General features: G+C 34.8%; 22 protein-coding genes and 1 pseudogene. 11 read left to right on the plus strand and 12 right to left on the minus strand.

What is annotated here, in order from left to right:
* Positions 1-43: 43 nt before the first annotated feature.
* Positions 44-493, plus strand: a complete 450-nt coding sequence (locus tag Q1A60_RS07415) for a nucleoside deaminase (RefSeq protein ID WP_299763988.1) — start codon at positions 44-46, stop codon at positions 491-493.
* Positions 494-555: 62 nt separating this feature from the next.
* On the opposite strand, the gene Q1A60_RS07420 is transcribed toward Q1A60_RS07415, so the two are convergent.
* The 5 genes from Q1A60_RS07420 to Q1A60_RS07440 form a co-directional block, all read right to left on the minus strand.
* Positions 556-747, minus strand: a complete 192-nt coding sequence (locus Q1A60_RS07420) for a cold-shock protein (protein WP_089369861.1) — start codon at positions 745-747, stop codon at positions 556-558.
* Between the two features lie 94 nt (positions 748-841).
* Positions 842-1,105 carry a hypothetical protein gene (locus Q1A60_RS07425; protein WP_299763986.1) on the minus strand — a complete coding sequence of 88 codons (264 nt, stop codon included), beginning with the start codon at positions 1,103-1,105 and terminating at the stop codon, positions 842-844.
* Complete coding sequence (gene aspS / locus Q1A60_RS07430; RefSeq protein WP_299763984.1) at positions 1,098-2,846, minus strand: aspartate--tRNA ligase; 1,749 nt, start codon at positions 2,844-2,846, stop codon at positions 1,098-1,100. The genes Q1A60_RS07425 and aspS overlap by 8 nt, the downstream gene beginning before the upstream one ends.
* Positions 2,847-3,100: 254 nt before the next feature.
* Positions 3,101-3,847, minus strand: a complete 747-nt coding sequence (locus Q1A60_RS07435) for a uroporphyrinogen-III synthase (protein WP_299763982.1) — start codon at positions 3,845-3,847, stop codon at positions 3,101-3,103.
* Positions 3,848-3,876: 29 nt separating this feature from the next.
* Complete coding sequence (locus Q1A60_RS07440; RefSeq protein ID WP_299763980.1) at positions 3,877-4,527, minus strand: DUF4271 domain-containing protein; 651 nt, start codon at positions 4,525-4,527, stop codon at positions 3,877-3,879.
* A 108-nt stretch (positions 4,528-4,635) separates the two neighbouring features.
* On the opposite strand from Q1A60_RS07440, the gene Q1A60_RS07445 reads away from it, so the two are divergent.
* Genes Q1A60_RS07445 through Q1A60_RS07455 form a run of 3 tightly spaced genes read left to right on the plus strand, consistent with a single transcriptional unit; the run spans position 4,636 to position 7,233 of the window.
* Complete coding sequence (locus tag Q1A60_RS07445; protein WP_299763978.1) at positions 4,636-5,364, plus strand: polyprenol monophosphomannose synthase; 729 nt, start codon at positions 4,636-4,638, stop codon at positions 5,362-5,364.
* Between the two features lies 1 nt (position 5,365).
* Positions 5,366-6,706 (plus strand): dihydroorotase, encoded by a 1,341-nt coding sequence (locus Q1A60_RS07450; protein ID WP_299763976.1) that lies wholly within the window; start codon positions 5,366-5,368, stop codon positions 6,704-6,706.
* Positions 6,706-7,233: a DUF4296 domain-containing protein gene (locus Q1A60_RS07455; protein WP_299763973.1), complete on the plus strand. Its 528-nt coding sequence runs from the start codon at positions 6,706-6,708 to the stop codon at positions 7,231-7,233. Before Q1A60_RS07450 ends, Q1A60_RS07455 begins: the two co-directional genes overlap by 1 nt.
* On the opposite strand, the gene Q1A60_RS07460 is transcribed toward Q1A60_RS07455, so the two are convergent.
* Complete coding sequence (locus Q1A60_RS07460) at positions 7,217-8,215, minus strand: NAD-dependent epimerase/dehydratase family protein (protein WP_299763971.1); 999 nt, start codon at positions 8,213-8,215, stop codon at positions 7,217-7,219. The genes Q1A60_RS07455 and Q1A60_RS07460 overlap by 17 nt on opposite strands.
* Before the next feature lie 84 nt (positions 8,216-8,299).
* On the opposite strand from Q1A60_RS07460, the gene tyrS reads away from it, so the two are divergent.
* Complete coding sequence (tyrS, locus tag Q1A60_RS07465) at positions 8,300-9,595, plus strand: tyrosine--tRNA ligase (RefSeq protein ID WP_299763969.1); 1,296 nt, start codon at positions 8,300-8,302, stop codon at positions 9,593-9,595.
* Positions 9,596-9,677: 82 nt separating this feature from the next.
* Here tyrS and Q1A60_RS07470 read toward each other — a convergent pair whose 3' ends face one another.
* The 4 genes from Q1A60_RS07470 to Q1A60_RS07485 form a co-directional block, all read right to left on the minus strand.
* Positions 9,678-10,130, minus strand: coding sequence for a YHS domain-containing (seleno)protein (locus Q1A60_RS07470; protein WP_299763967.1), 453 nt, complete (start codon positions 10,128-10,130; stop codon positions 9,678-9,680).
* A 351-nt stretch (positions 10,131-10,481) separates the two neighbouring features.
* The gene (locus tag Q1A60_RS07475; protein ID WP_299763964.1) at positions 10,482-10,937 is read right to left on the minus strand and encodes a YHS domain-containing (seleno)protein; all 456 of its coding nucleotides are present in this window, start codon (positions 10,935-10,937) and stop codon (positions 10,482-10,484) included.
* Positions 10,938-11,498: 561 nt separating this feature from the next.
* Positions 11,499-12,476, minus strand: coding sequence for an acyl transferase (locus Q1A60_RS07480; protein WP_299763962.1), 978 nt, complete (start codon positions 12,474-12,476; stop codon positions 11,499-11,501).
* A 108-nt stretch (positions 12,477-12,584) separates the two neighbouring features.
* Positions 12,585-15,143 carry a DUF5689 domain-containing protein gene (locus tag Q1A60_RS07485; RefSeq protein WP_299763960.1) on the minus strand — a complete coding sequence of 853 codons (2,559 nt, stop codon included), beginning with the start codon at positions 15,141-15,143 and terminating at the stop codon, positions 12,585-12,587.
* Between the two features lie 200 nt (positions 15,144-15,343).
* Here Q1A60_RS07485 and Q1A60_RS07490 point away from each other — a divergent pair, with 200 nt between their 5' ends.
* Together Q1A60_RS07490 and Q1A60_RS07495 are read left to right on the plus strand one after the other, a co-directional pair.
* The gene (locus Q1A60_RS07490; RefSeq protein WP_299763958.1) at positions 15,344-16,027 is read left to right on the plus strand and encodes a response regulator transcription factor; all 684 of its coding nucleotides are present in this window, start codon (positions 15,344-15,346) and stop codon (positions 16,025-16,027) included.
* Entirely contained in the window at positions 16,027-17,079 is a 1,053-nt protein-coding gene (locus tag Q1A60_RS07495) for an ATP-binding protein (protein ID WP_299763956.1), read from the plus strand. The genes Q1A60_RS07490 and Q1A60_RS07495 overlap by 1 nt, the downstream gene beginning before the upstream one ends.
* 57 nt (positions 17,080-17,136) lie before the next feature.
* Here the strand turns inward: Q1A60_RS07495 and Q1A60_RS07500 are convergent.
* Positions 17,137-18,105 (minus strand): annotated as a pseudogene (locus Q1A60_RS07500) (glycosyltransferase); the annotation flags it as partial.
* Between the two features lie 69 nt (positions 18,106-18,174).
* On the opposite strand from Q1A60_RS07500, the gene trmB reads away from it, so the two are divergent.
* From trmB to Q1A60_RS07515, 3 genes are read left to right on the plus strand one after another with little or no spacing between them, the layout of a single operon-like run.
* Entirely contained in the window at positions 18,175-18,849 is a 675-nt protein-coding gene (trmB, locus tag Q1A60_RS07505) for a tRNA (guanosine(46)-N7)-methyltransferase TrmB (protein ID WP_299763954.1), read from the plus strand.
* A 10-nt stretch (positions 18,850-18,859) separates the two neighbouring features.
* Positions 18,860-19,489, plus strand: a complete 630-nt coding sequence (locus Q1A60_RS07510) for a LysE family transporter (RefSeq protein WP_299763952.1) — start codon at positions 18,860-18,862, stop codon at positions 19,487-19,489.
* Positions 19,486-19,833, plus strand: a complete 348-nt coding sequence (locus Q1A60_RS07515; RefSeq protein ID WP_299763950.1) for an MGMT family protein — start codon at positions 19,486-19,488, stop codon at positions 19,831-19,833. Before Q1A60_RS07510 ends, Q1A60_RS07515 begins: the two co-directional genes overlap by 4 nt.
* A gap of 53 nt (positions 19,834-19,886) precedes the next feature.
* On the opposite strand, the gene Q1A60_RS07520 is transcribed toward Q1A60_RS07515, so the two are convergent.
* Positions 19,887-20,735: a type II CAAX endopeptidase family protein gene (locus Q1A60_RS07520; RefSeq protein WP_299763948.1), complete on the minus strand. Its 849-nt coding sequence runs from the start codon at positions 20,733-20,735 to the stop codon at positions 19,887-19,889.
* Between the two features lie 345 nt (positions 20,736-21,080).
* Here Q1A60_RS07520 and Q1A60_RS07525 point away from each other — a divergent pair, with 345 nt between their 5' ends.
* Positions 21,081-22,217, plus strand: coding sequence for an Mrp/NBP35 family ATP-binding protein (locus Q1A60_RS07525; RefSeq protein WP_299763946.1), 1,137 nt, complete (start codon positions 21,081-21,083; stop codon positions 22,215-22,217).
* Position 22,218: the final 1 nt, after the last annotated feature.

Genomic DNA, 22,218 nt, shown 5'->3' on the forward strand with positions numbered 1-22,218 from the left:
TACGTCTTGATATTGTATTTTTGAATATTGAAATACGATTCCTATGATAGAACCTTTTGATGATGTTTATTTTATGAAAAGAGCATTGGTTGAAGCTGAAACAGCCTACGAACTTGGAGAAATTCCTGTAGGCGCTGTTGTAGTGGTAAATAATACTATTATTGCAAGAGCTCATAACCTTACCGAGCGTCTTACCGATGTTACAGCACATGCAGAAATGCAAGCGATTACTGCTGCTGCAAATTATTTGGGTGGAAAATATTTGCATAAATGTACCTTGTATGTCACATTAGAGCCCTGCCAAATGTGTGCGGGGGCTTTATATTGGAGTCAGATAGATAGGGTAGTTTATGGTGCTACAGACGAACAGCGTGGTTGTAAAGTGATGGGAACGAAGTTGCATCCCAAAACAGAAATAGAAGGAGGTGTACTGGCAGAAGATGCAAAAAACTTATTGAAACGCTTTTTTGTAGAGAAGCGAAATTTAAATTAAAGGCATAAAAAAAGCCTGCAATTGCAGGCTTTAATAATCGTAAAAAGATATTATCTATATCATTACAGTACACGTACTTGTGCAGCTGTCATTCCTTTTCTTCCTTCTTCTTCTACGTACTCAACTTTATCACCTTCAGAGATAGTTTCTCCATTAAGACCTGTAACGTGTACAAAGATATCTTTACCGGTGTCGTCATTAGTTATAAAACCATAACCCTTTGACTCATTGAAAAATTTAACTGTTCCTTCCATTATAAAAAATAAAAATATTAATAAAGTACAAACTTACGCTTTAATTTTTAACATATTGTTTTCAAACCGTTTTATTTTTGTAAACTAATGGGATTCAGCGCTCTTTTGAGTCATTAAATTCCTTCATTTTTAGAATATTCTCTTTTGTAAGCATATAGTCGTGTACATTTTTATCTTTCCAGCGATGGTAGATAAACAGGGGCATGAGCACAAAAAAGCCTCCTACAAGTGCAAATCCTACTAATTTATTTCCAATGATTTCTTGACCTTCTTGGGATTTATAATAAAACCCAATAGCAAATACTGCTACAAGAGCAAAAAAAAGTAGGATAATAAAAATACGCCTTGCTTTATGCATTTAATTTTAGGTGTAATTCTTTAAGTTGGTCTTCATCAATAGCTGCTGGAGCATCAATCATAACATCTCGACCACTGTTGTTTTTTGGGAATGCGATAAAATCTCGTATTGTTTCTTGTCCGCCAAGTATCGCCACAAGTCTATCCAATCCAAAAGCAAGTCCGCCGTGTGGGGGTGCTCCGTATTGGAACGCATCCATAAGGAAGCCAAATTGTGCTTTTGCTTCTTCAGGAGTGAATCCTAAATAATCAAACATTAGGGCTTGTGTCTTTTTGTCGTGTATTCTAATAGAACCTCCTCCTATTTCGTTTCCATTTAGGACAAGGTCATATGCATTTGCTTTTACAGCACCAGGATCAGTAGCTAGTAATTCTATTTGTCCTGGCTTTGGAGATGTGAATGGGTGGTGCATTGCATGGTAATGACCTGTTTCTTCATCTAGTTCTAGTAATGGGAAGTCTATGACCCATAATGGTGCAAATACTTTAGGATCTCTAAGTCCTAATCTTTCGGCTAGCTCCATGCGTAAAGCGCTTAATTGAGCTCTTACTTTATTGGTATCTCCAGAAAGCACACAGATAAGGTCTCCGAGTTTTGCTCCTGTAACTTCTGCCCATTTTGCAAGATCGTCTTGATCATAAAATTTGTCTACAGAAGATTTGTAAGATCCATCATCATTACAGCGTGAATATACCATGCCTAAGGCACCTACTTGTGGGCGTTTTACCCAGTCTATAAGTTTGTCTATTTCTTTTCTAGTATAGCTATTTCCTCCAGGAACAGCAATTCCTACAACAAGTTCGGCGTTATTAAAGACTTTAAAGTCTTTGTGCTGTGCAACTTCATTAAGTTCTCCAAACTCCATCCCAAAACGGATGTCTGGTTTGTCATTTCCATAACGACGCATCGCATCATCATATAACATTCTAGGGAATTTTTCTACTTCTACTCCGTTTACTTCTTTAAGTAAGTGGCGTGTTAGCCCTTCAAAAATATTTAGAATGTCTTCTTGTTCTACAAACGCCATCTCACAGTCTATTTGTGTAAACTCTGGCTGACGATCTGCTCTTAGATCTTCATCTCTAAAACATTTTACAATTTGGAAGTATTTATCCATTCCTCCTACCATAAGGAGTTGTTTGAATGTTTGTGGCGATTGTGGTAATGCGTAAAATTGTCCTTCATTCATACGAGAAGGAACTACAAAGTCACGCGCTCCTTCTGGTGTAGATTTAATTAAGTATGGTGTTTCTACTTCTATAAAATCTTCATTAGAAAGATACTTTCGCACCTCCATAGCTACTTTATGACGAAAGATTAAACTGTCTTTAACAGGATTTCTTCGTATGTCTAAATAGCGATACTTCATACGTACATCTTCTCCTCCGTCTGTTTCGTCTTCAATCGTGAAAGGAGGTACTAAGGCTTCATTAAGAACTGTAAGCTTAGATACTAAGATTTCAATATCTCCCGTAGGGATATTTGGATTTTTAGAAGCGCGTTCAATAACGGTTCCTTTTACTTGAATAACAAACTCTCTTCCTAACGTTTTTGCTTGCTCCATCATATCTTTTGGAGTGCGTTCTTCGTCAAATATAAGTTGTGTGATTCCGTAACGATCTCGTAAATCTACCCAGATCATAAATCCTTTATCTCTCGATTTTTGAACCCATCCTGATAGGGTTACTTCTGTGTTAATATCGCTAGCTCTTAGGCTTCCGTTGTTATGACTTCTGTACATGTATTTTGGTACTTTTTACTCGATAATCGAGATGTAAATGATCTGAGGTTTGCCTCAGAAATCAAAAATTAGTTTCCTGCAAATGCCTCGCGGACTAGCCTTGAGGTTCTTGGCTTAGGTGCAAAAATAGGAAGATATCCTTTGTTACAAGCTATGTCTTCCTTTTTTTTGGTTGGAATGTGTACGCTTTCGCGAAAGCGTATAAAAAAACCCACAACATATAATCTTGTGGGTTTGTAATGTGTAAAAGAAGTTTACTTTTTATTAACCTCTTTGATGTATTTTTCTAAGGCCATTGTCATAGACGGAGTCTGCGGGGTAGGCGCTTGAATATTAATTTTAAGACCTGCTTTTTCTGCAGCTTTTATCGTTGTATTTCCAAAAACAGCGATGCGAGTATTATTCTGCTTAAAATTAGGGAAATTATGAAGTAGTGATTCTATGCCGCTAGGGCTAAAGAATACTAGGATATCATAAAATACATTTTCTAAATTTGATAAATCACTTACCACTGTTTTGTAGAAGGTAGATTTTTTCCAATTTACACCTAATTCATCTAGTGTTTGTGGGATAATGTCTTTAAGCTTATCTGAAGAGGGTAATAAAAACTTTTCATTTTTATGCTTCTTGATAAGTGGTGTCATCTCTACAAAAGTACGCTTGCCAACATAAATTTTACGTTTACGATACACGACATATTTCTGTAGATAAAAAGCGACTGCTTCACTTTGACAAAAATACTTCATGCTGTCTGGCACTTTAAATCGCATCTCTTCTGCAATTCTAAAGAAATGATCTACAGCATTACGACTAGTTAAGATAATAGCAGTGTAGTCATTTAGGTCTATTTTCTGTAATCGAACCTCTTTGCTAGATACTCCTTCCACATGTATAAATGGGATGAAATCTATCTTTACGCGTTGTCTTTGTTCTAATTCAAAGTACGGCGAGTTTTCAACCTTAGGTTTTGGTTGTGAGACTAAAATAGTTTTCACTTTCATAGATACTCTTTTTATAAAACCCTATCTATTTATGTAGCTATGTGATACAAAATATAGTAGGGTGCTATTTCGAGAGTGCAAAAATACAAAATAAAATAAGACGGAAGTGAAAGAATTTGATCTTGATATTTACTTATTGTAATCGCTAATGAAATGAAGTATAAGCCAATAATAGACCATAAACTTATTTGTAAAAGTTGAACGGTAACAAAATCACTGTAAACAACAAAAAAGCAAAGTATTAATACAAGAATACTTAACATATTTTTAAAGTTTAGCTTCCTGTTTAAGTACAATTGCATGACTCCTTGAACATTTAATAAATACCCAATAATTTTATCAATAAGTGTCTTTACTATCTCAAATAGGATGTAACCTATAAGTATTTTAAGATATAAATCAGGTAATAGTGTGTATTCTTTTCCTAGTGATATTGTATACCATAAAAATAGAAACAAGGAGAGTATTGTAATTTGATGTATAGATAATAGTATAGTAAAAGGGTGTAGTGATTTTTTGTCTTTTGCTCTTGTGACGTATTTATCTGATCCTAAAAAAGGAAGTAATCCTTGAAATTGTTGTGTATAGAAAAACTTACCTAATACAAGCACTAAAAAAGATAGCACTAGAAGTAGGGTAATCCAGTCTTTATTAACGATTGTTTTTAAGGCAGTTTCCAATAGTATGATTTAAGATGCGTTAAAAATACCATAAAATACCTGTAAAAGCCACCAACTTCATATTTTCTACATCCAGAAAATAAGTACATTTGCCGAAAGCAATAGTTCATGGCAAACGCTTTAGTAGTTATACCTACTTATAATGAAATTGAAAATATAGAACGACTTGTACGTAATATTTTTGCGTTACAGCGTGCTTTTGATATTCTTGTTGTAGATGACGGGTCGCCAGATGGTACTGCTCAAAAGATAAAAGAACTACAGTCAGATTATCAAGATCGCTTGTTTATTTTAGAAAGAGAAAAGAAGCTTGGCTTAGGAACGGCGTATATTGCAGGCTTTAAATGGGCGTTACATAAAGGGTATGAGTATATCTTTGAGATGGATGCCGATTTTTCGCATAACCCGAATGATCTTATACGGCTTTATAACGCTTGCGCGAAAAATCAAGCAGATATTGCTATAGGGTCGCGTTATGTGACAGGTGTTAATGTGGTAAATTGGCCTATGGGTAGAGTATTACTCTCGTGGGGTGCTTCAAAATATGTCCGTTTAATAACGGGTATGGACATACATGATACAACCGCTGGTTTTATTTGTTATAAAAAAGAAGTGCTTGAGACCATAAACCTAGACAAAATTCGTTTTGTAGGATATGCTTTTCAAATAGAAATGAAATACAAAGCATACATTAAAAAATTTGCTATTGTAGAAATACCAGTTGTTTTTACAGATAGAACAAAAGGACAAAGTAAAATGAGTAAAGGAATTATTTCAGAAGCTGTTTTTGGAGTAATCCGATTACGATTAAACCATCTTTTTAAGGGGAAAAAATAAAATGGAAAAAATTTTAATAAAGGATGTGCATATAGTAAATGAAGGTACTATTATGCATGGGGATATCCTCGTACATCAAGGGGTTATTCAGGAGATAGGAGAAAGTATCAGTGCAAAATCTTCTGATGTGCATGTTTTTGATGCAGAAGGGAAATATTTATTGCCGGGTATTATAGATGATCAAGTACATTTTAGAGAACCAGGACTTACACATAAAGCCGATATTAAAAGTGAGTCAAGAGCAGCTGTTGCAGGTGGAATTACTTCTTTTATGGAAATGCCTAATACAAACCCGCAAACGACTACGATTGAAAAGTTAGAAGAAAAATTTGCCATTGCCAAGGAGCATTCTCATGCAAATTATTCTTTTATGTTTGGTGGAACCAATGATAATTTAGAAGAGATTCTTAAGGTAGATAAGAAAAATGTTGCAGGGCTTAAATTATTTTTAGGAAGCTCTACGGGGAATATGCTTGTAGATAATGAAGAAATATTGGAAAAAATATTCTCTTCTACCAATTTGAGAATTTCTGTGCATTGTGAAGACGAGCAGACGATCAAAGATAATTTAGCGATTTACAAAGAGCGTTATGGAGATGATATTCCGATTCACTTACACCCTATTATCCGTAGTGAAGATGCCTGTTATATCTCTTCTTCAAGAGCGATTGAACTAGCAAAAAAGACAGGAGCCAATTTACATGTCTTCCATCTTTCTACGGCTAAGGAGACCCATCTTTTTGATAATACAATACCCTTGGAAGAAAAGAAAATCACTTCTGAAGTGTGTATACATCATTTATGGTTTTCAGATCAAGATTATGAAGATAAAGGAACTCATATTAAATGGAACCCTGCTGTAAAAACTGCTGCAGATAGAGAAGAACTTTTTAAAGCACTGCTAGATGATAGAATAGATGTAATCGCTACAGATCATGCGCCTCATACACTAGAAGAAAAAGATCAGGTATACACAAAAGCGCCTAGCGGAGGGCCATTAGTACAGCATGCATTACCAGCGATGTTAGAATTTTATCATCAAGGACGTATCTCTCTGGAAAAAATTGTTCAGAAAATGTGTCATAATCCCGCTATTTTATTTCAAGTAGAAAAACGAGGATATATAAGAGAAGGATATAAGGCAGATTTGGTTCTTGTAGATTTGAATGCGCCTTGGACAGTGCAAAAAGAAAATATCTTATATAAATGTGGATGGTCTCCTTTTGAAGGCACTACATTTAAATCACGTATCACGCATACCTTTGTAAATGGTAGATTGGCATACAAGAATTTTAAAGTATATGATGATACATTTGGAGAGCGCTTAACTTTTGATAGATAATGAAATCATTCATATACATACTTTTTATACTATTTGTTGTAAGCTGTCAAGATATTCCGGATGTAGAAAAGCCAGAAAATCTTATAGACAGAGCAAAAATGGAAGCTATTATTTATGAGATGTCTATCTTAAATGGAGCGAGAGGTTATGATATTCAAAAACTTAGTAAGTATGATGTGAAGCCAGAAACCTATATTTTTGAAAAGTTTGATATAGATAGCTTGCAATATGCTAAAAGTGTTTCCTATTATTCTTCAGATATTGAAGCGTATAAGAATATGTATTTGTCTATTCAGAAGCGAATAGATGGAGAGTTTTCCCTTTATGATTCTTTAGCAAAAATTGAAAAGAAGGTTAAGGACTCTATTCGTACAGCGAGAGCAAAAGAAATACAACGCGAAAAAGACAGTATCAAGAAATTAGATAGTATTGCAGGTAAATTAGATAAAAATAGTCTTATAGATAAAGAAAAGAAACCAAATGCTCCTTTTAGAATATCTAAGGAAATTGTTATAGATTCTTTGTAGCTATATGCTGTTGTATTCTTTTTAATGTCTCATCTATAGGCGTGGGTGTATACGAAAATTGCTGTATTGCTTTTTCTGAACTATATACTTCTATCCCTTGAATAGAAGCGGCACTTATACGAGTGATTTTTCGTTTGCGAGTAAATAATCCTAAAAAAGAATCTCCTAAAATAAGAATCTTAAGAAGTCCGTTAGAAAGTGATTTTTTAGAAGGTTTTTTAGAAAAACTAGTTGCCATACGATCTAAGATATCTTTATAAGAAGTATTCTCTCCTACTAGAATATAACGTTCTTTTGTTATAGAACTATGAAGACCTTGTATCATAAGATGCACAACATCTTTTACATCTATAAATCCATTACTTCCTTTTGGGAAAAATGTCTTTTCTTTTAGGGTATGATTACATAATATACCACTACCTTTTGTGTAATCACCTTCTCCCAAAATGATAACGGGATTAAAAATAATAGCTTCGAGCCCCTCTTGTGTGCCCCGCCAAACCTCCATTTCGGCACCGTATTTTGAAATAGCATACACAGAATTAGCTTCATTAGGGTCCCAGATATTTTCTTCTGTAATGGGGTTGTTAGGTAATTTGCTTAACGCTGCGACAGAACTCAAATGACATAATTTCTGAACTTGATATGCGAGACATAAATTCACCACATTAGCAGTTCCTTCAGCATTGGTTTTTAGTAGTTTTTGAAAATCATAGGGGTCAAAAGAGATCAGTGCAGCGCAATGATATACATGTGTAATGTCTTTAAAAGCGACTTCGAGTGAAGGCACGTCTGTGATATCTGCCTCTACCCAATCTATTGTTTTGAATGCTGTTTCCGCTTTCGCGAAAGCAAAAAAAGCCTCCACCTCCTGTACTTTTTTAAGAGATCTGAACGTAGATCGCACGGGTTTGCTTTCTTGTGTAAGAGCAAGTAATAAATGCATTCCGACGAGTCCTGTACCTCCTGTAACTAAAATCATGAGTATAAATATAATCTACTCTGCTCAAGTACCCCAATAACGCCACTTTAATTTTTATATTTGCATCCTCAAAAAGAAATTTCGATGATTAAAAATTTTGTTCAAGAATTGCAATGGAGAGGTATGGTGCACGATGCGATGCCTAATACCGAAGAACACCTTATGGAAGCAATGCGAAGCGCTTATGTAGGGTTTGATCCCACAGCAGATTCTTTACATATAGGGAATTTAGTGCCTATTATGTTGCTTGCACATTTTCAGAGAGCTGGGCATAAACCAGTGGCGCTGGTAGGAGGTGCAACAGGAATGATAGGGGATCCTTCAGGGAAATCTTCAGAACGTAATCTACTTGATGAAGAAACATTACGTCATAACCAAGAGTGTGTGCGTAAACAACTATCACAGTTTTTAGATTTTACCTCTGGAGCAGATAATGAAGCAGTGATGGTGAATAATTATGACTGGATGAAGGAATTTTCATTTCTAGATTTTATTCGTGATGTTGGAAAGCACTTGACTGTTAATTATATGATGGCAAAAGATTCTGTAAAGAATCGTTTGTCTGGAGAATCCTCTGATGGAATGTCTTTTACAGAATTTACATACCAACTTGTACAAGGTTATGACTTCTTGCACTTATATCAGAATAATGATTGCTCACTCCAAATGGGTGGAAGTGATCAATGGGGGAATATCACCACAGGAACAGAGTTAATACGTCGTATAGGTGGCGGAAAAGGATATGCACTTACGTGTCCATTAATTACAAAATCTGATGGGAGTAAGTTTGGAAAAAGTGAAGGTGGAAATGTATGGCTAGATTCAAAAAGAACATCTCCTTATAAGTTTTACCAATACTGGTTAAATACAAGTGATGAAGATGCAGAAAAGTATATTAAGATATTTACGTTTCTGAATCAAGAAGAAATAGTTGCGCTTATTGAGGCTCATAAAGAAGCGCCTCATCAGCGAGCACTTCAGAAAAAGCTTGCAGAAGAAGTAACTGTTACAGTACATGGAGAAGAAGCATTAGAAAATGCAGTAAAGGCTTCAAATATTCTTTTTGGAAAATCTACAGGTGATGATTTAAAAGATCTGGATGAAGCGACTTTCCTAGATGTTTTTGAAGGAGTCCCTCAAGCTGAGGTTGCTACATCTGAAATCGAAGGAGGTCTTGATATGATTGGAGCCCTTGCAGAAAAGACAGGATTTTTAAAATCTAACGGAGAAGCCAGAAGAGCGCTTAAAGAAAATTCTATTTCTGTTAATAAAGAGAAAGTTACTGAAGATTTTAAAATCACAAACGAACAATTGATTAATAACAAATTTGTGCTGTTACAAAGAGGAAGAAGAAATTACTTTATTATAAGAGTAGTTTAATTAAACAGTACATTTTAGAATAAAAACGAACAGCCCATTAGTATAAAATCTAATGGGCTGTTCTGGTAAAAGGGGTGAAAAACTAATTTTTGTATTTTACGTTTTCCCAGTTTCTATCTGCTTTAGGTTGTAGAGTGGTTGGTCCTTCTTTTTTCCAGCTCTTTAAGGTATTTTTCCCCCAAGAATTATAGAACATATATAATTTACCGTCTCTTATTTCAAATGTTTCTGGGTCGGCATCTACTTTCTTTCCGTTTGTCGCAAGTGCATATGCGCAATATCCACCATATTGAGGAACATATTTAGTAGGGTTTGCTTTAAACTTGTCTAGGTTAGCTTGTGATGCAAACTTATATTTTGCGCCATCATATGTGGTTACATAGCTTTTACTTCCCTCTACAGTTTTGTTGTTAAAATATTCTGTTACATCGTATCCTTCAGCGATATATCCACTATCTAAATAATAGTCAATTTGTTGCGCTTGAGAGGATAAACTGATAAGAATTGTTGCGATTATTAAGGTTAATTTTTTCATTTTATTTGTTTTATAGTATTGATTATTAATTTTATAAAGACTAGGTCGAGATAAAATTAGATACTTACATAAAAATGTCAATTTTTCTAGAAACTAATTTTTTTGACAAGAATTAAATAACATAATTAAAAGCGTAATATCTATATATTATATAAAAACTATTTCGAAGTAAGATGGTTACCCTTAGCGTTCATATGAGCCTAAGGTTTCACTGGAAAAAGGAGTGTTTAAGTGGATGGAAAGATTGAATACTATTTGCCTATGATGTATACATGAAAAAACCCTAGTAACAAGATGTGCTACTAGGGTTTTCTAACTAACTAACCAATCAATTATGAATAATCTTTTATTTTATTTATTATATTTTACTTTACTCCAAGCGGCATCTGCTTGTCCTTTTAATTTTTCCGGCCCTTCTTCTTGCCATTTTTCTAGAGTATTTACGCCCCATGAATTATAAAAGAGATATAACTTTCCATCTCTTATTTCAAATGTTTTAGGATCAACGCTTACTTTTTTTCCTTTATCGGCAACTGCATATGCACAGTAACCCCCATATTGAGGAGTATATTTGTCAGGGTTTGCTTTGAATTTGTCAAGATTTGCTTGACTTACAAATTTGAATTTGACTCCGTCATGTTCTGTGGTGAACTTTTTGTCACCTTCGACGGCTTTGTTATTAAAGTATTCAGTAACATCGTATCCTTCAGCAACGTATCCTTTTTTAAGGTAATAATCTGTTTGTTGTGCTTGAATTGAAAATCCAACAAGTAATAATCCTATAAATATGATTAGTGATTTTTTCATGAGTACGTCTTTATTTGTTGATTTTTGATTTATTATGAGGTTTCAGTCGGTATTTTTAAATAAGCTTACAAAGAAATTGTCAATTATTCCTTATTTGTTTTTTGAAACTTAATTTGAGTTATATGTAATTGAAATGATATTGTCAAAAATACATAAAACAAAAACCCTAGTGGCAAGATGCTCTACTAGGGTTTTCTAACTAACTAACCAATCAATTATGAATTTTTTCTAATCTTTATATTTTATTTTTTCAAGTACTATTTACTTGTGATTTTATAATTCTATTATTTAAAATATTTAGTAATATCTTATTTTCTTTACTACTAATTTATTTGTTGTTTAAAAGTTTAAAAGCTTACAAAACATTTTTTTTAAATCTTTTATTATTTAAACTTTACAAACATTAGGTCGTCAAAAATGTAGAACATTACATTTTTAACATAATTATAATATTTTATTGGCATCGACAATGGATTAGCGACTCCGAAGCTTGCATCAAAATTAAAATTTAGTTTCGTGTAAATGCCTTGTAGTCCTACGCTGAGGAAGGTTGCTTGATTTTTAAAGGACCATGAGATTACAGCCTCGTATGTCAGAATTATCGAATCTGCCTACAATAGAGAAGGTGTTATCATGGTATGTGGCGCCTAGATCTTGTGTTGCAATAAAAGAACAAGAATGGATGTTAGCTAGATCTATGATGTTGAGTCCTCCTGTTTTTGAGTGTGGGAGTATGGTAAATGGATCTTCTGGATCTCTTACCAATATTTTCATCCATGGAGGTGTTGTGAAAATACCTTTACCTTTTGAGTATGCTTGAGACAAGAGTTCTGTCATGCCATATTCACTATGTATTTCTGAAACACCAAACCCTTCGGATAATACCTGATGAAGTTCCTCTCGTATCATTTCTTTTCGTTTTCCTTTCATGCCTCCTGTTTCCATGATAATGGTATTTTTTAAAGAGAAATGATCGTTTTCTACGAGATCTAATAAAGCAAAACTTACGCCTATAAGAAGTATTTTTTGACCAGAGGCGTCAAGGCTTTTTAATTTTTCGCTTAAAGCGAAATAATCATGCAGATAAAACCCGCTATCTTCATGGTTGCTTTTTTTAATTAAATGATCTGCCATATACACTAGTGAAGACCCTGTGCGTTCAAGATATGAAGGGAGTAAAGCAAGAATAACATACTCTTCTATGTTTCCATAAGCCTGAGTAAATCCTTTTAGGAAACTAGCCTCATATAAAGCGAGATCTTTTACATAATGTTTGCTGGTGATACTTCCAGTGGTTCCGCTACTTGTGAATATCGCTTCTGCTTTTGATTGAGAAGTGGTTACTTCATGCGACTTAAAAAAAGAAATAGGTAGAAAAGGAATTTCTTCTAAGCTCTTAATGTCACTTGGGTGTTTGTATAATAAGTCACAAAAAGAACGATAGATTGAATTGTTTTCAAATTGATATCGGAATGTGTCAAGGGCTTTTTGCTCAAATTCTTGAGGAGTTTGTATCGCAAAAATATCTTGATATTCCATATGCTTGATTTAAAACAAAGGTATTAATCCCTTTGGAATAAATAGCTGTATAAAAACAAAAGCGCCTTTTTTAAAAGGCGCTTTTTTGTCAATGTTATAGATGAGAGATTATCTAACAATCAGCTTAGCTGTTGCCGTAGCGTTATTCTCATTAATCGTCATTAAGTAGATTCCTGTTTCTAATGTTTGTACATTGATCGTATTTACTGTCATTGTACGTAATACTAGTTTTCCAGTAATATCAAATACAGATACTTCTTTTTCTGTATTTGAAGCTGTAGAGATTGTTACAACATCTTGCGCTGGATTAGGATATATTGATAAGCCATTAATAGTGTTTTCTTCAATAGAAAGTGCAATATCAATATCGGCAGAAAATCTAGGAGTGATTTGGTACGTATCATTAAACTGACCAATAAGTCCAGCAATGTTTACTTCTGTCGTTGGTACCGCATCTGGATTTACTACATAATCAGCTTCATCAAAATTAGTACGTAATGTAAAGGTACCATCAGTATTTGTAACGTCATAGTTTGTATCCATAAGCCAGTTGGTATCTCCAGTGGTGTTTGTAACAGTAACGCCTGAGATAGCTACATATTCAGACTCGTATGCTTCTCCATCTGCATTAAGCGCTGTAATAGATACTACTTGTGGTATAATTTCATTCCCAGTTGAGCTAGCGGCTCCTGGATCTTGTGAAGGAGAGAATTGTAAAAGTCCGCTAAAAGAACCTAATGTTCCTCTTATTCCTGTAATTCCGTCTCCTATAGCATATGTAGTTGTGATTACGCCAGCAGGATCATCAATAACAATCGCTCCAGTAGCATCTTCTATCCATTTTTGATTACGTTGTGATTGCTGGAATGTTAAGACTGCTTCTGCGCTTAAAACAAATTCTTCACCTTCCGCTTGTGCTCTTAATTCTGCAATAGTTGCAACTTCTGGTGTTTCTTCACAAGCTGGTGTTGTGATATCTACAGAGATAAAACAATTTGTACTTGTGATTTCGAGCGTTATGGTAGTTGCTTCAGAAACAGCAGATACTATAATTGTACCTTCTGCTACTGTAGAAGGGTCATCTCCAGAAACTGCACCACCACCTAAAGATATAAGGTTGTATGTTTCAGTGCCACCTCCTGTATAATCAACAGTAACTGTTGTGCCGTCTTGACCTGAAGTTTCTGTGTCGCAAGTAACAGTTGTCGCTCCTAATACAAGTGTACAAGAAGAAGTATTTTCTATATCATTTAAATCACGAGCAGTGATAAAGTAGTCTCCGTTATTACGTTCTGTGATGATCCCAGCAATAGTTGCTTCTGTAGGAACGTTTTCCCCAATATAATCTGCATCAAAAAATGACGTTCTGAATACATAATCTCCATCTGTATTTGAAATTGGGTATTCTGTACCAGTGACCCATGTCATGTTTGCAGAATTGTCTACAGTAAGGTCAGCTAATTGTACATATTCTGACTCAAAATCATTTGGATTTGCATTAAGTTCTGTAATTGTAACCATTTGTGGTACTACTGCATTTCCAGTGGAAGTAGCAGCTCCAGGATCTTCTGAAGGTACAAATTGTGTCATTCCATTAAAAGAACCTAAGGTTCCTAAGATTCCTGTAATCCCATCTCCTATGGTGTACATTGTTGTAATTGCACCCGCAGAATCATCGATAAGAATGGCTCCAGATGTATCTTCAATAAATTTTTGATTTCTAAAACTTTGCTGGAATGTAAGAACAGCTTCTCCAGTAAGTAAATATTCAACGCCTTCTATACCTGCTCTAAGTTCTGCAATGTCTGCTACGTTTGTAGTAGGAACACAGTTTACAGCAAATAAATCAATTGCTACGTCACATGTTGTTCCAGTCGCAGTTAAAGCAAAATCAACTCCTTCGCTCACACTTATAGAGATTGTTCCAGTTGTTGCACTAGATGGATCGTCACCTCCGATAGTTCCTGTAGTTCCGTCAAGAGCTAGTGTAACCATCTCTGCTCCACCACCTGTAAAATCTACAAGGTACGTAACGCTATCTTCACCTGTAGTAACATCATCACAAGTAGCATCATTAAAACTAAAAGAAAGTGTACAAGCAGAACATCCGTTTGCTGCACGTGGTGAAGGTGTTGCTGTACAGTAGGTACCATCGTCACGACGTTGTAGTGACTCGACATCTGCATCTACGTTGTCTTCATTGTATTGTACTGTTTCTCCTAATCCAGCTAATAATCCAGCATCATCAGCATCATTTGTTCCGTACACAATAGCATCTACTAGATTTGCTGTTGCTACGGGAGTGTCATTTGGAAAATCATCGATATTTCCAGTGTAAACAGCTACGGCATCAGCTCCGTTTTGGATGGTATTGTTAGCACCTATCATAATATCAGCGCCCATTACCTCATCACCTCCTACAATAAAAAACCCATTGGCATCTGTAGAAAAACCTGTTAAATCTATTGCATTGTAGCTAGCATCATCAGATCCATTAAAAAGAACAAGGACAAGACCATCAAGAGATTGATTTGGCATCTCAGAAAAGAGCTCGACAAACTCCATCGTGTCTGTTCCAGTTTGATCTGCATCGACTTCATTGATCACTACCTGTCCAAAAGAAAGGCAAGAGATGAATAATGCAATTAAAAGAGTAATTTTTTTCATAATCGTTAATTAGTTTAGTAATAAGGTGCAAAAATACAAAATGTAATAATGGTAGCTGTTTTTGCTTTCGCGAAAGCGTAAATATTTAACCCATTCTTAATATTGATTTTGTCTGGGTAACGTGTGGAATAAATTACTTTAGTGATTTAATAAAGAATATATAATAGAGTATATTTATAACATCAAATTGTGATACACACATGAAGAATAAAGACATCAAAATATTATTAGTAGATGATGAGCCAGATATCTTAGAAATTGTAGGATATAACTTATCTAATGAAGGGTATCATGTGATCACAGGAGCTAATGGTGTAGAAGCTGTTAAATTAGGTAAGAAACACAAGCCACATCTTGTTATACTGGATGTCATGATGCCAGAAATGGACGGGATAGAGGCATGTGAATTATTGCGTAAAAATCCAGATCTCTCCGATACTATTATTACTTTTTTTACGGCTAGAGGTGAAGATTATTCTCAAGTGGCGGGATTTGATGCAGGCGCAGATGACTATATTACAAAGCCTATTAAACCAAAAGTGCTTATTAGTAAAGTAAAAGCATTATTACGCAGGTTAAAAGAAAAAGAAGAGTCTTCCGAAATTATTAAAGTAGGTAATATTATCATAAATAGAGAAGAGTATAAAATTGTGAAAGGGAAGGAAGAGATTGTCTTGCCTAGAAAAGAGTTTGAGTTACTTTCATTACTAGCATCAAAACCAGGGAAAGTTTTTAAGAGAGAAGATATTCTAGATAGAGTCTGGGGAAATGAAGTGGTCGTAGGTGGTCGTACTATAGATGTCCACATACGTAAGCTAAGAGAAAAAATAGGTGATGAATCTTTTAAGACAATAAAAGGAGTGGGATATAAATTTGTAATTTAATGACAGACGACTTTAGGAGGTCATATGGTTTTTCAATAGTTACGGCGCTATATGTAACGCTTTTTTTTTCAGGGATACTTGTAGGGATTGGATATTGGCAGGAAAACATTGATTGGATTCTTGTCGCTATGGTGGCCCTTTTTTGTTTTATATTTCTTTTTGTTATTATCTACTATCGCACTAAGGTGTTTATTTACAGAAGAGTAAAAAATATCTATGACGAGGTAACACTACTAGAAGATGCCGATCTCAAGCCTGGTAGAATTACAACAGATTTAAAATCGCTTAGTGATGAGGTGGGGCGTTATGCCACACGTAAAAAGCTTGAGATAGAGTCGCTAAGAATTAAAGATGAGTACCGTAAAGACTTTTTAGGGAATGTTGCCCATGAGCTTAAAACACCTTTATTTACTGTACAAGGATATATTCTTACACTATTAGATGGAGCGATTAAGGACAAATCGGTGCGTAAAAAATATTTAGAGAGAGCAGATAAAGGTGTAGAGCGTCTTATCTATTTAGTAAATGATCTCGATATGATTACAAAACTGGAAGTAGGTGATTTAAATCTTAATTATACCTATTTTGATATTGTAGCATTGGTTGAAAGTGCATTTGAATTGTTAGAGATGAAGGCAGCAAAAAAAAATGTGACATTAACCTTTGATCATACGTATGAAGAGCCTATTCTAGTGAATGCAGATGAAGAACGAATTCAACAGTTATTGACAAACCTTATTGAGAATTCTATCAAATACGGAAAAAATGATGGAACTACAGAGGTGAGTATTCAAGATTTAATTCAAAATAAAGTGCTTATTCGTATCACAGATAATGGTGATGGAATAGAAAGTGAACATATCCCTAGACTTTTTGAGCGGTTTTATCGTGTAGATAAATCAGGAAATCGTAAAGTGGGAGGTTCTGGATTAGGCCTTTCTATTGTCAAGCATATTATTGAAGCGCATGATGAGAAAATCTATGTCGAAAGCGAGTTTGGCGTTGGATCTGAATTTTCTTTCACCCTTGAAAAGGCCGAAAAACTGTCTTAAATCAATCACTTCTTGTGGTTGCTCAAATCCCTTATAAACACTTAATTTTGCAAGGTCCTTTACTTTAAAATTCTCTTGTTTGGAATACGGAGCAATTCCTTTTTCTTTTAATCGTTTCGCTAAATACTCTTGTTCAGGTTGTCCTGGTGTTGGAATAAAAAAGGCTTTTTTCTGTAAAGCAGCTACATCCATGATTGTTGTATAGCCAGATCGAGCAATGATAAAATCACTACTATTCATAGCAGCGGTAAGTTTATCGGACGTTAAGAAGTTTACAATCTCAATGTTTTTCTGTTGCATACGGACTTCCTCTTCCTCTACAACGCCTCTTACAAATAAAACACTGCCATTGTATTTTTTGAGTTCAGCGAGTAATACTGTTTCTAATATAGATCGCTGAGGTTCTGGACCAGATAAAATAACAAGGGCATCATAGCGTATTGGTATTTCCTCTTTGCTTATTCTGCTTAGAGGCCCTATGTATTGTATGGGATATACTGTTTTTTTAGGATGACCAAGAATACCACTGAGATTTGCACTCCCTTTGTAGTCTGGTACCCAACATTCATCAAAACGTTTTATAAACCGTTTATGTAAAAAGGTAGTAGCTCCCGTAGTTTTGCCACTTAATACTTGCAATTGATGTGTGATAAACACCGTAGGTACTTTTGAAGTGAAGAGCCCTAACCTGTTGTCTGAAATAATACCATCAATGTTATACTGTTCTAAAATATCGTTTAGTGCTTTATGCTCCTCCCGGATTGCCTTTCCTATTTTGGGAATATTAGACAACATTTTTCGTTTAAAGTGTTGTCCTTTTTCTGGATACTCGACGTTATAAGAAGGGAGTTTGATCGCTTCTAAATGCGGAAACTCTTTTTGTAATAACCCTAAAGCAATACCGTCACTTGCTATAATAACATGGAACCCATCTGCTAGTAATGCCTTTATTATAGGGATACAACGTGTTGCATGTCCTAGTCCCCAATTAAGAGGAGCTACAAGTATATTTACCGTTTTACTCATAAATGCAAATTTCAAACTCTTATATCTACTAAAAGTTTCCTTAATTTTACCAAAATATTAAATAGTACTTTGGGAAGTAAAAATAAATTAAAGCGTTTTCGTGAAAACGAAACCTTCAGTAACGTTATTCAACCTACTCGTGAGGAGTTGGTGAATGGAAGTTTCCCCCTTAAAGGTAAGTGGAAAATAGACTTTTTCAAAAATAATAAGCCTATTGTTTTGGAATTAGGTTGTGGAAAAGGTGAATACTCTGTAGGATTAGCGCAACGGTATCCAGATAAAAACTTTTTGGGAATAGATATTAAAGGTGCTCGTTTTTGGAGAGGCGCCAAAACCGCATTGGAAGAAAACTTAACCAATGTAGGATTTATGCGTACACAAATAGAGCTTGTTGATTTTGCTTTCGCGAAAGCTGAAATAGCAGAAATATGGATTACCTTCCCAGATCCTCAAATTAAGTATAAACGCACTAAGCATAGAATGACTAATACAGAATTCTTGCAAAAATATAAGCAGATATTAGAACCAGAAGGAACGATTAATTTGAAGACAGATTCTGAGTTTATGCATGGGTATACACTAGGGCTTTTACATGGAGAAGGTCATGAGATATTACATGCAAATCATAATGTGTATAAGAATGAATATTCCCCCGAAGAAGTAGTGGGAATACAAACATTTTATGAAAAACAATATCTTGAAGAGGGAAAACCAATAACTTATATTAAATTTAGAGTCAAATAGTTCAGGACTTTTGGAAACAACCAAACTCTTTTTTATTACTTATTTTGCAGCATTAGCAGGTGTGATTCCTCCTGGGCTTATCAATATGTCTGTTGCAAAGACCTGTGTTCAGCATGGTAAAAATAATGGACTTCTCGTAGCGATAGGAGCTTCGTTGGTGGTTGCTTTTCAGGCACTTATTGCTATTTTATTAGCACGGTATATTTTTGGAAATCCATATGTGCGTAATATGTTGCTTCGTACAGGATTGGTTATTTTTTTAATCATGGCTATTTTCTTTTTCATAAAAGCTAAACGCAGTCGCGTAAAAAAAGTAAAGGCCCCTAAACATGCAGGAATTAGAAGTTTGGGTAAAGGAATGATGGTTTCTGTACTCAATGTATTACCAATTCCTTATTTCTGTGCATTAGGAGCAGCGCTAAATGTAAGTGGAAAAGTAGAATATGATGTCATGGCAATAAGCGTATTTATCGCAGCGGCCGTATTGGGAACATTTACAACCTTATATCTATATGTAGTTTTCTTTGCAAGAATTGAAAATAGAAGTGCTTCTTTTGCAAAATATTCTAACTATTTCATGGCAGCATTAATGCTAGTATTAGTCATTATTACATTAATAAGAACCGTTTACTTCGAATGAAATACTCAGTAGAAACAGAAAGCTTTTTTGATAAAGTATATGCCGTTACAAAACTCATTCCTTATGGACGTGTGACAAGTTATGGCGCCATTGCAAAATATCTAGGTGCAGCACGCAGTAGTCGTATGGTAGGATGGGCAATGAATGGAGCGGGTAAACACCCAGATGTTCCTGCACATCGAGTTGTAAATAGAGTAGGCATGCTTACTGGTAAAATGCATTTTGGAAGTAGCAATGCTATGGAGCAAATGCTAGCAGAAGAAGGTATTCAGGTAGAAGATGATAAAGTAGTAAACTTTAAAAAATACTTCTGGGATCCTGTTGTAGAACTAGGATTGGAGTAACCTTCTTCTAGTATACATCTTATATACTTGTCATTTTTCACCCTACTACTTAGTTACAGTTTGATTACTTTTTGATTGCCTTGAGCAGGTAATTTTTTAAGCGTACGATCTCTATTTATTTTTCTTGAGATAATAAGCCCTACAATTAGTAAAGGAAGAAATAAAAGTATAGAAGGGATGGCTTCCGCTATTTGTTCAGATAGACTTTGTGTAGTGACTTCTGAATTACTGTTTATAGCAGGTAGGGTTCCAAAAAGGAAAAAGAAATTTATAAGTCCATGTGTTATAGCTATTGGAATTAACTTATTTGTTTTTAATAAAATCGAAGCAAAGAATATTCCCATAAAAGTAGCAAAGATCACTTGAGCAATTACCTGAGGAACATTTTCATTTACAGACAAATTGATCAAATGTGAGAGTCCAAAAAATAAGGCAGAAAAGAAAATACTTAGAAAGATTCCTTTTCTGTGATAGCGATATTTTTTAATAAAAAGCGGAACTAACAATCCTCTAAAAATAAACTCCTCTGCAAAACCAACTGCCATACACGCTATAAATAGTAAAATGACATTACTGATCTGTATGTGTGTAAGGTCATTTCCTATAAAAGATAGGATTCCAAGAGCAAAAAGATATATAGGGATTACGTTAAGGAGTTTAAAAGACCATGGATTTTTTGGTGAGAGTCCGCTTAATGATAATATAGCTACTTTTTTTATACCTATAAATGCTATTACAAAAAGGGACGACATTTTTAATGTTAATATGATATATTCAATTTGAAATTCTGAAAAATAATCATCAGAAAATAAGGCATCTATTGGTAAAGAAAAGATAATTGTAATGAGTATAATTAGACCTAAAGAAGTGATAAATGGATTGATGTTTTTGATTGAATACATATGTCTTTTTTAAAAGAGAAGGATGAATGATATACTTAAAAGACGTTTTTGTTTTTGAAAAGGTTGCCTGTGTTTTGTGAAAATGTACCTGTATATGTGTTAAAGTTGGTTTTAGATGTGATGATTTTATAGTACGCTTTCGCGAAAGCGTACTTGTGAGACTTGCCTGTCGGCAGCCAGATTCATGACCATCGAGAGTGCGAAACACTAGTGTGTATTCACATATACTTAACTTTTTGAGCCATAGAAAGGACTTTGTACTTCATACTTTATGAGGTATCTTTGCATTTAGAATTAGTCTAAGTAAGATTTAGTGATTTTAGACTAATTATAGTACAAAAAGAAATGAAACTGAATAAGAAAGATATCTTAGAAGCATTACGAACAATAACTGTTCCTGGTGCTGGAGAAAATATGGTAGATAGTGGTGCAGTAACTAATGTCCTTACGTTTGGAGATGAGGTTATTGTAGATATTACTATTAAGAACCCAACACTACAAGCTCGTAAAAAAACAGAAGTTGAAATTATGAAGGCTATCCATGATCAGGTGGAACAAAAAGCCCAAGTAAAAGTAAATCTAAAAGTAGATGCTCCTGCTCCTAAAGAAAAGGTGGAGATTAAAGGAAAACAGATTCCAGGAATTAAGAATATAGTAGCTATTGCCTCTGGTAAAGGTGGTGTAGGTAAATCTACGACAACAGCAAATATTGCTGTAAGCTTATCAGAAATGGGCTTTAAAGTAGGAGTACTAGATGCCGATATTTACGGTCCCTCTATTCCTATTATGTTTGATGTTCCAGATGAACGCCCTCTTTCTGTAAATGTAGGTGGTAAGTCTAAGATGAAACCTGTAGAGAATTATGGAGTAAAAGTATTGTCTATAGGCTTTTTTACAAAACCAGATCAAGCTGTTGTGTGGAGAGGTCCTATGGCTGCCAAAGCATTGAATCAAATGATTTTTGATGCTGCTTGGGGAGAGTTAGATTTCTTATTATTAGACTTGCCTCCTGGAACGGGAGATATTCATTTGAGTATCATGCAATCATTACCTATTACAGGAGCCGTAATTGTAAGTACACCTCAAACAGTAGCCCTTGCAGATGCAAAGAAAGGAGTGGCTATGTTTCAGCAAGAAAGTATCAACGTACCTGTATTAGGTATTGTAGAGAATATGGCATACTTCACACCAGAAGAATTGCCAGATAATAAGTATTATATCTTTGGAAAAGAAGGCGCAAGAAATCTTGCAGAAGATTTAGAAGTAAGACTTCTAGGAGAAATTCCATTAGTACAAAGTATTAGAGAAGCAGGAGATGTTGGACGTCCAGCAGCATTACAATCTGGATCGCCACTTTCTGAAGCGTATGAAGAACTTACAAGAAACGTAGTAGAAGAAACTGTACGCCGTAATAAAAACTTGCCTCCTACAGAAGCAATTAAAATAACAACAATGGCAGGGTGTAGTGCCGTTAAAAACTAGG

This window comes from uncultured Dokdonia sp., from assembly GCF_947492535.1.
In the GTDB taxonomy this organism is placed as follows: Bacteria; Bacteroidota; Bacteroidia; order Flavobacteriales; family Flavobacteriaceae; genus Dokdonia.

What these genes read in the sequence shown, in the direction of transcription:
- Q1A60_RS07460 (WP_299763971.1), bottom strand. Translation starts at nt 8,215, where the DNA reads ATGATTTTAGTTACAGGAGGTACAGGACTCGTCGGAATGCATTTATTA.
- Q1A60_RS07515 (WP_299763950.1), top strand. Translation starts at nt 19,486, where the DNA reads ATGAAATACTCAGTAGAAACAGAAAGCTTTTTTGATAAAGTATATGCC.
- aspS (WP_299763984.1), bottom strand. Translation starts at nt 2,846, where the DNA reads ATGTACAGAAGTCATAACAACGGAAGCCTAAGAGCTAGCGATATTAAC.
- Q1A60_RS07480 (WP_299763962.1), bottom strand. Translation starts at nt 12,476, where the DNA reads ATGGAATATCAAGATATTTTTGCGATACAAACTCCTCAAGAATTTGAG.
- Q1A60_RS07420 (WP_089369861.1), bottom strand. Translation starts at nt 747, where the DNA reads ATGGAAGGAACAGTTAAATTTTTCAATGAGTCAAAGGGTTATGGTTTT.
- Q1A60_RS07495 (WP_299763956.1), top strand. Translation starts at nt 16,027, where the DNA reads ATGACAGACGACTTTAGGAGGTCATATGGTTTTTCAATAGTTACGGCG.
- Q1A60_RS07490 (WP_299763958.1), top strand. Translation starts at nt 15,344, where the DNA reads ATGAAGAATAAAGACATCAAAATATTATTAGTAGATGATGAGCCAGAT.
- Q1A60_RS07435 (WP_299763982.1), bottom strand. Translation starts at nt 3,847, where the DNA reads ATGAAAGTGAAAACTATTTTAGTCTCACAACCAAAACCTAAGGTTGAA.
- Q1A60_RS07450 (WP_299763976.1), top strand. Translation starts at nt 5,366, where the DNA reads ATGGAAAAAATTTTAATAAAGGATGTGCATATAGTAAATGAAGGTACT.
- Q1A60_RS07520 (WP_299763948.1), bottom strand. Translation starts at nt 20,735, where the DNA reads ATGTATTCAATCAAAAACATCAATCCATTTATCACTTCTTTAGGTCTA.
- Q1A60_RS07470 (WP_299763967.1), bottom strand. Translation starts at nt 10,130, where the DNA reads ATGAAAAAATTAACCTTAATAATCGCAACAATTCTTATCAGTTTATCC.
- Q1A60_RS07445 (WP_299763978.1), top strand. Translation starts at nt 4,636, where the DNA reads ATGGCAAACGCTTTAGTAGTTATACCTACTTATAATGAAATTGAAAAT.
- Q1A60_RS07525 (WP_299763946.1), top strand. Translation starts at nt 21,081, where the DNA reads ATGAAACTGAATAAGAAAGATATCTTAGAAGCATTACGAACAATAACT.
- Q1A60_RS07485 (WP_299763960.1), bottom strand. Translation starts at nt 15,143, where the DNA reads ATGAAAAAAATTACTCTTTTAATTGCATTATTCATCTCTTGCCTTTCT.
- tyrS (WP_299763969.1), top strand. Translation starts at nt 8,300, where the DNA reads ATGATTAAAAATTTTGTTCAAGAATTGCAATGGAGAGGTATGGTGCAC.
- Q1A60_RS07475 (WP_299763964.1), bottom strand. Translation starts at nt 10,937, where the DNA reads ATGAAAAAATCACTAATCATATTTATAGGATTATTACTTGTTGGATTT.
- Q1A60_RS07415 (WP_299763988.1), top strand. Translation starts at nt 44, where the DNA reads ATGATAGAACCTTTTGATGATGTTTATTTTATGAAAAGAGCATTGGTT.
- Q1A60_RS07455 (WP_299763973.1), top strand. Translation starts at nt 6,706, where the DNA reads ATGAAATCATTCATATACATACTTTTTATACTATTTGTTGTAAGCTGT.
- Q1A60_RS07425 (WP_299763986.1), bottom strand. Translation starts at nt 1,105, where the DNA reads ATGCATAAAGCAAGGCGTATTTTTATTATCCTACTTTTTTTTGCTCTT.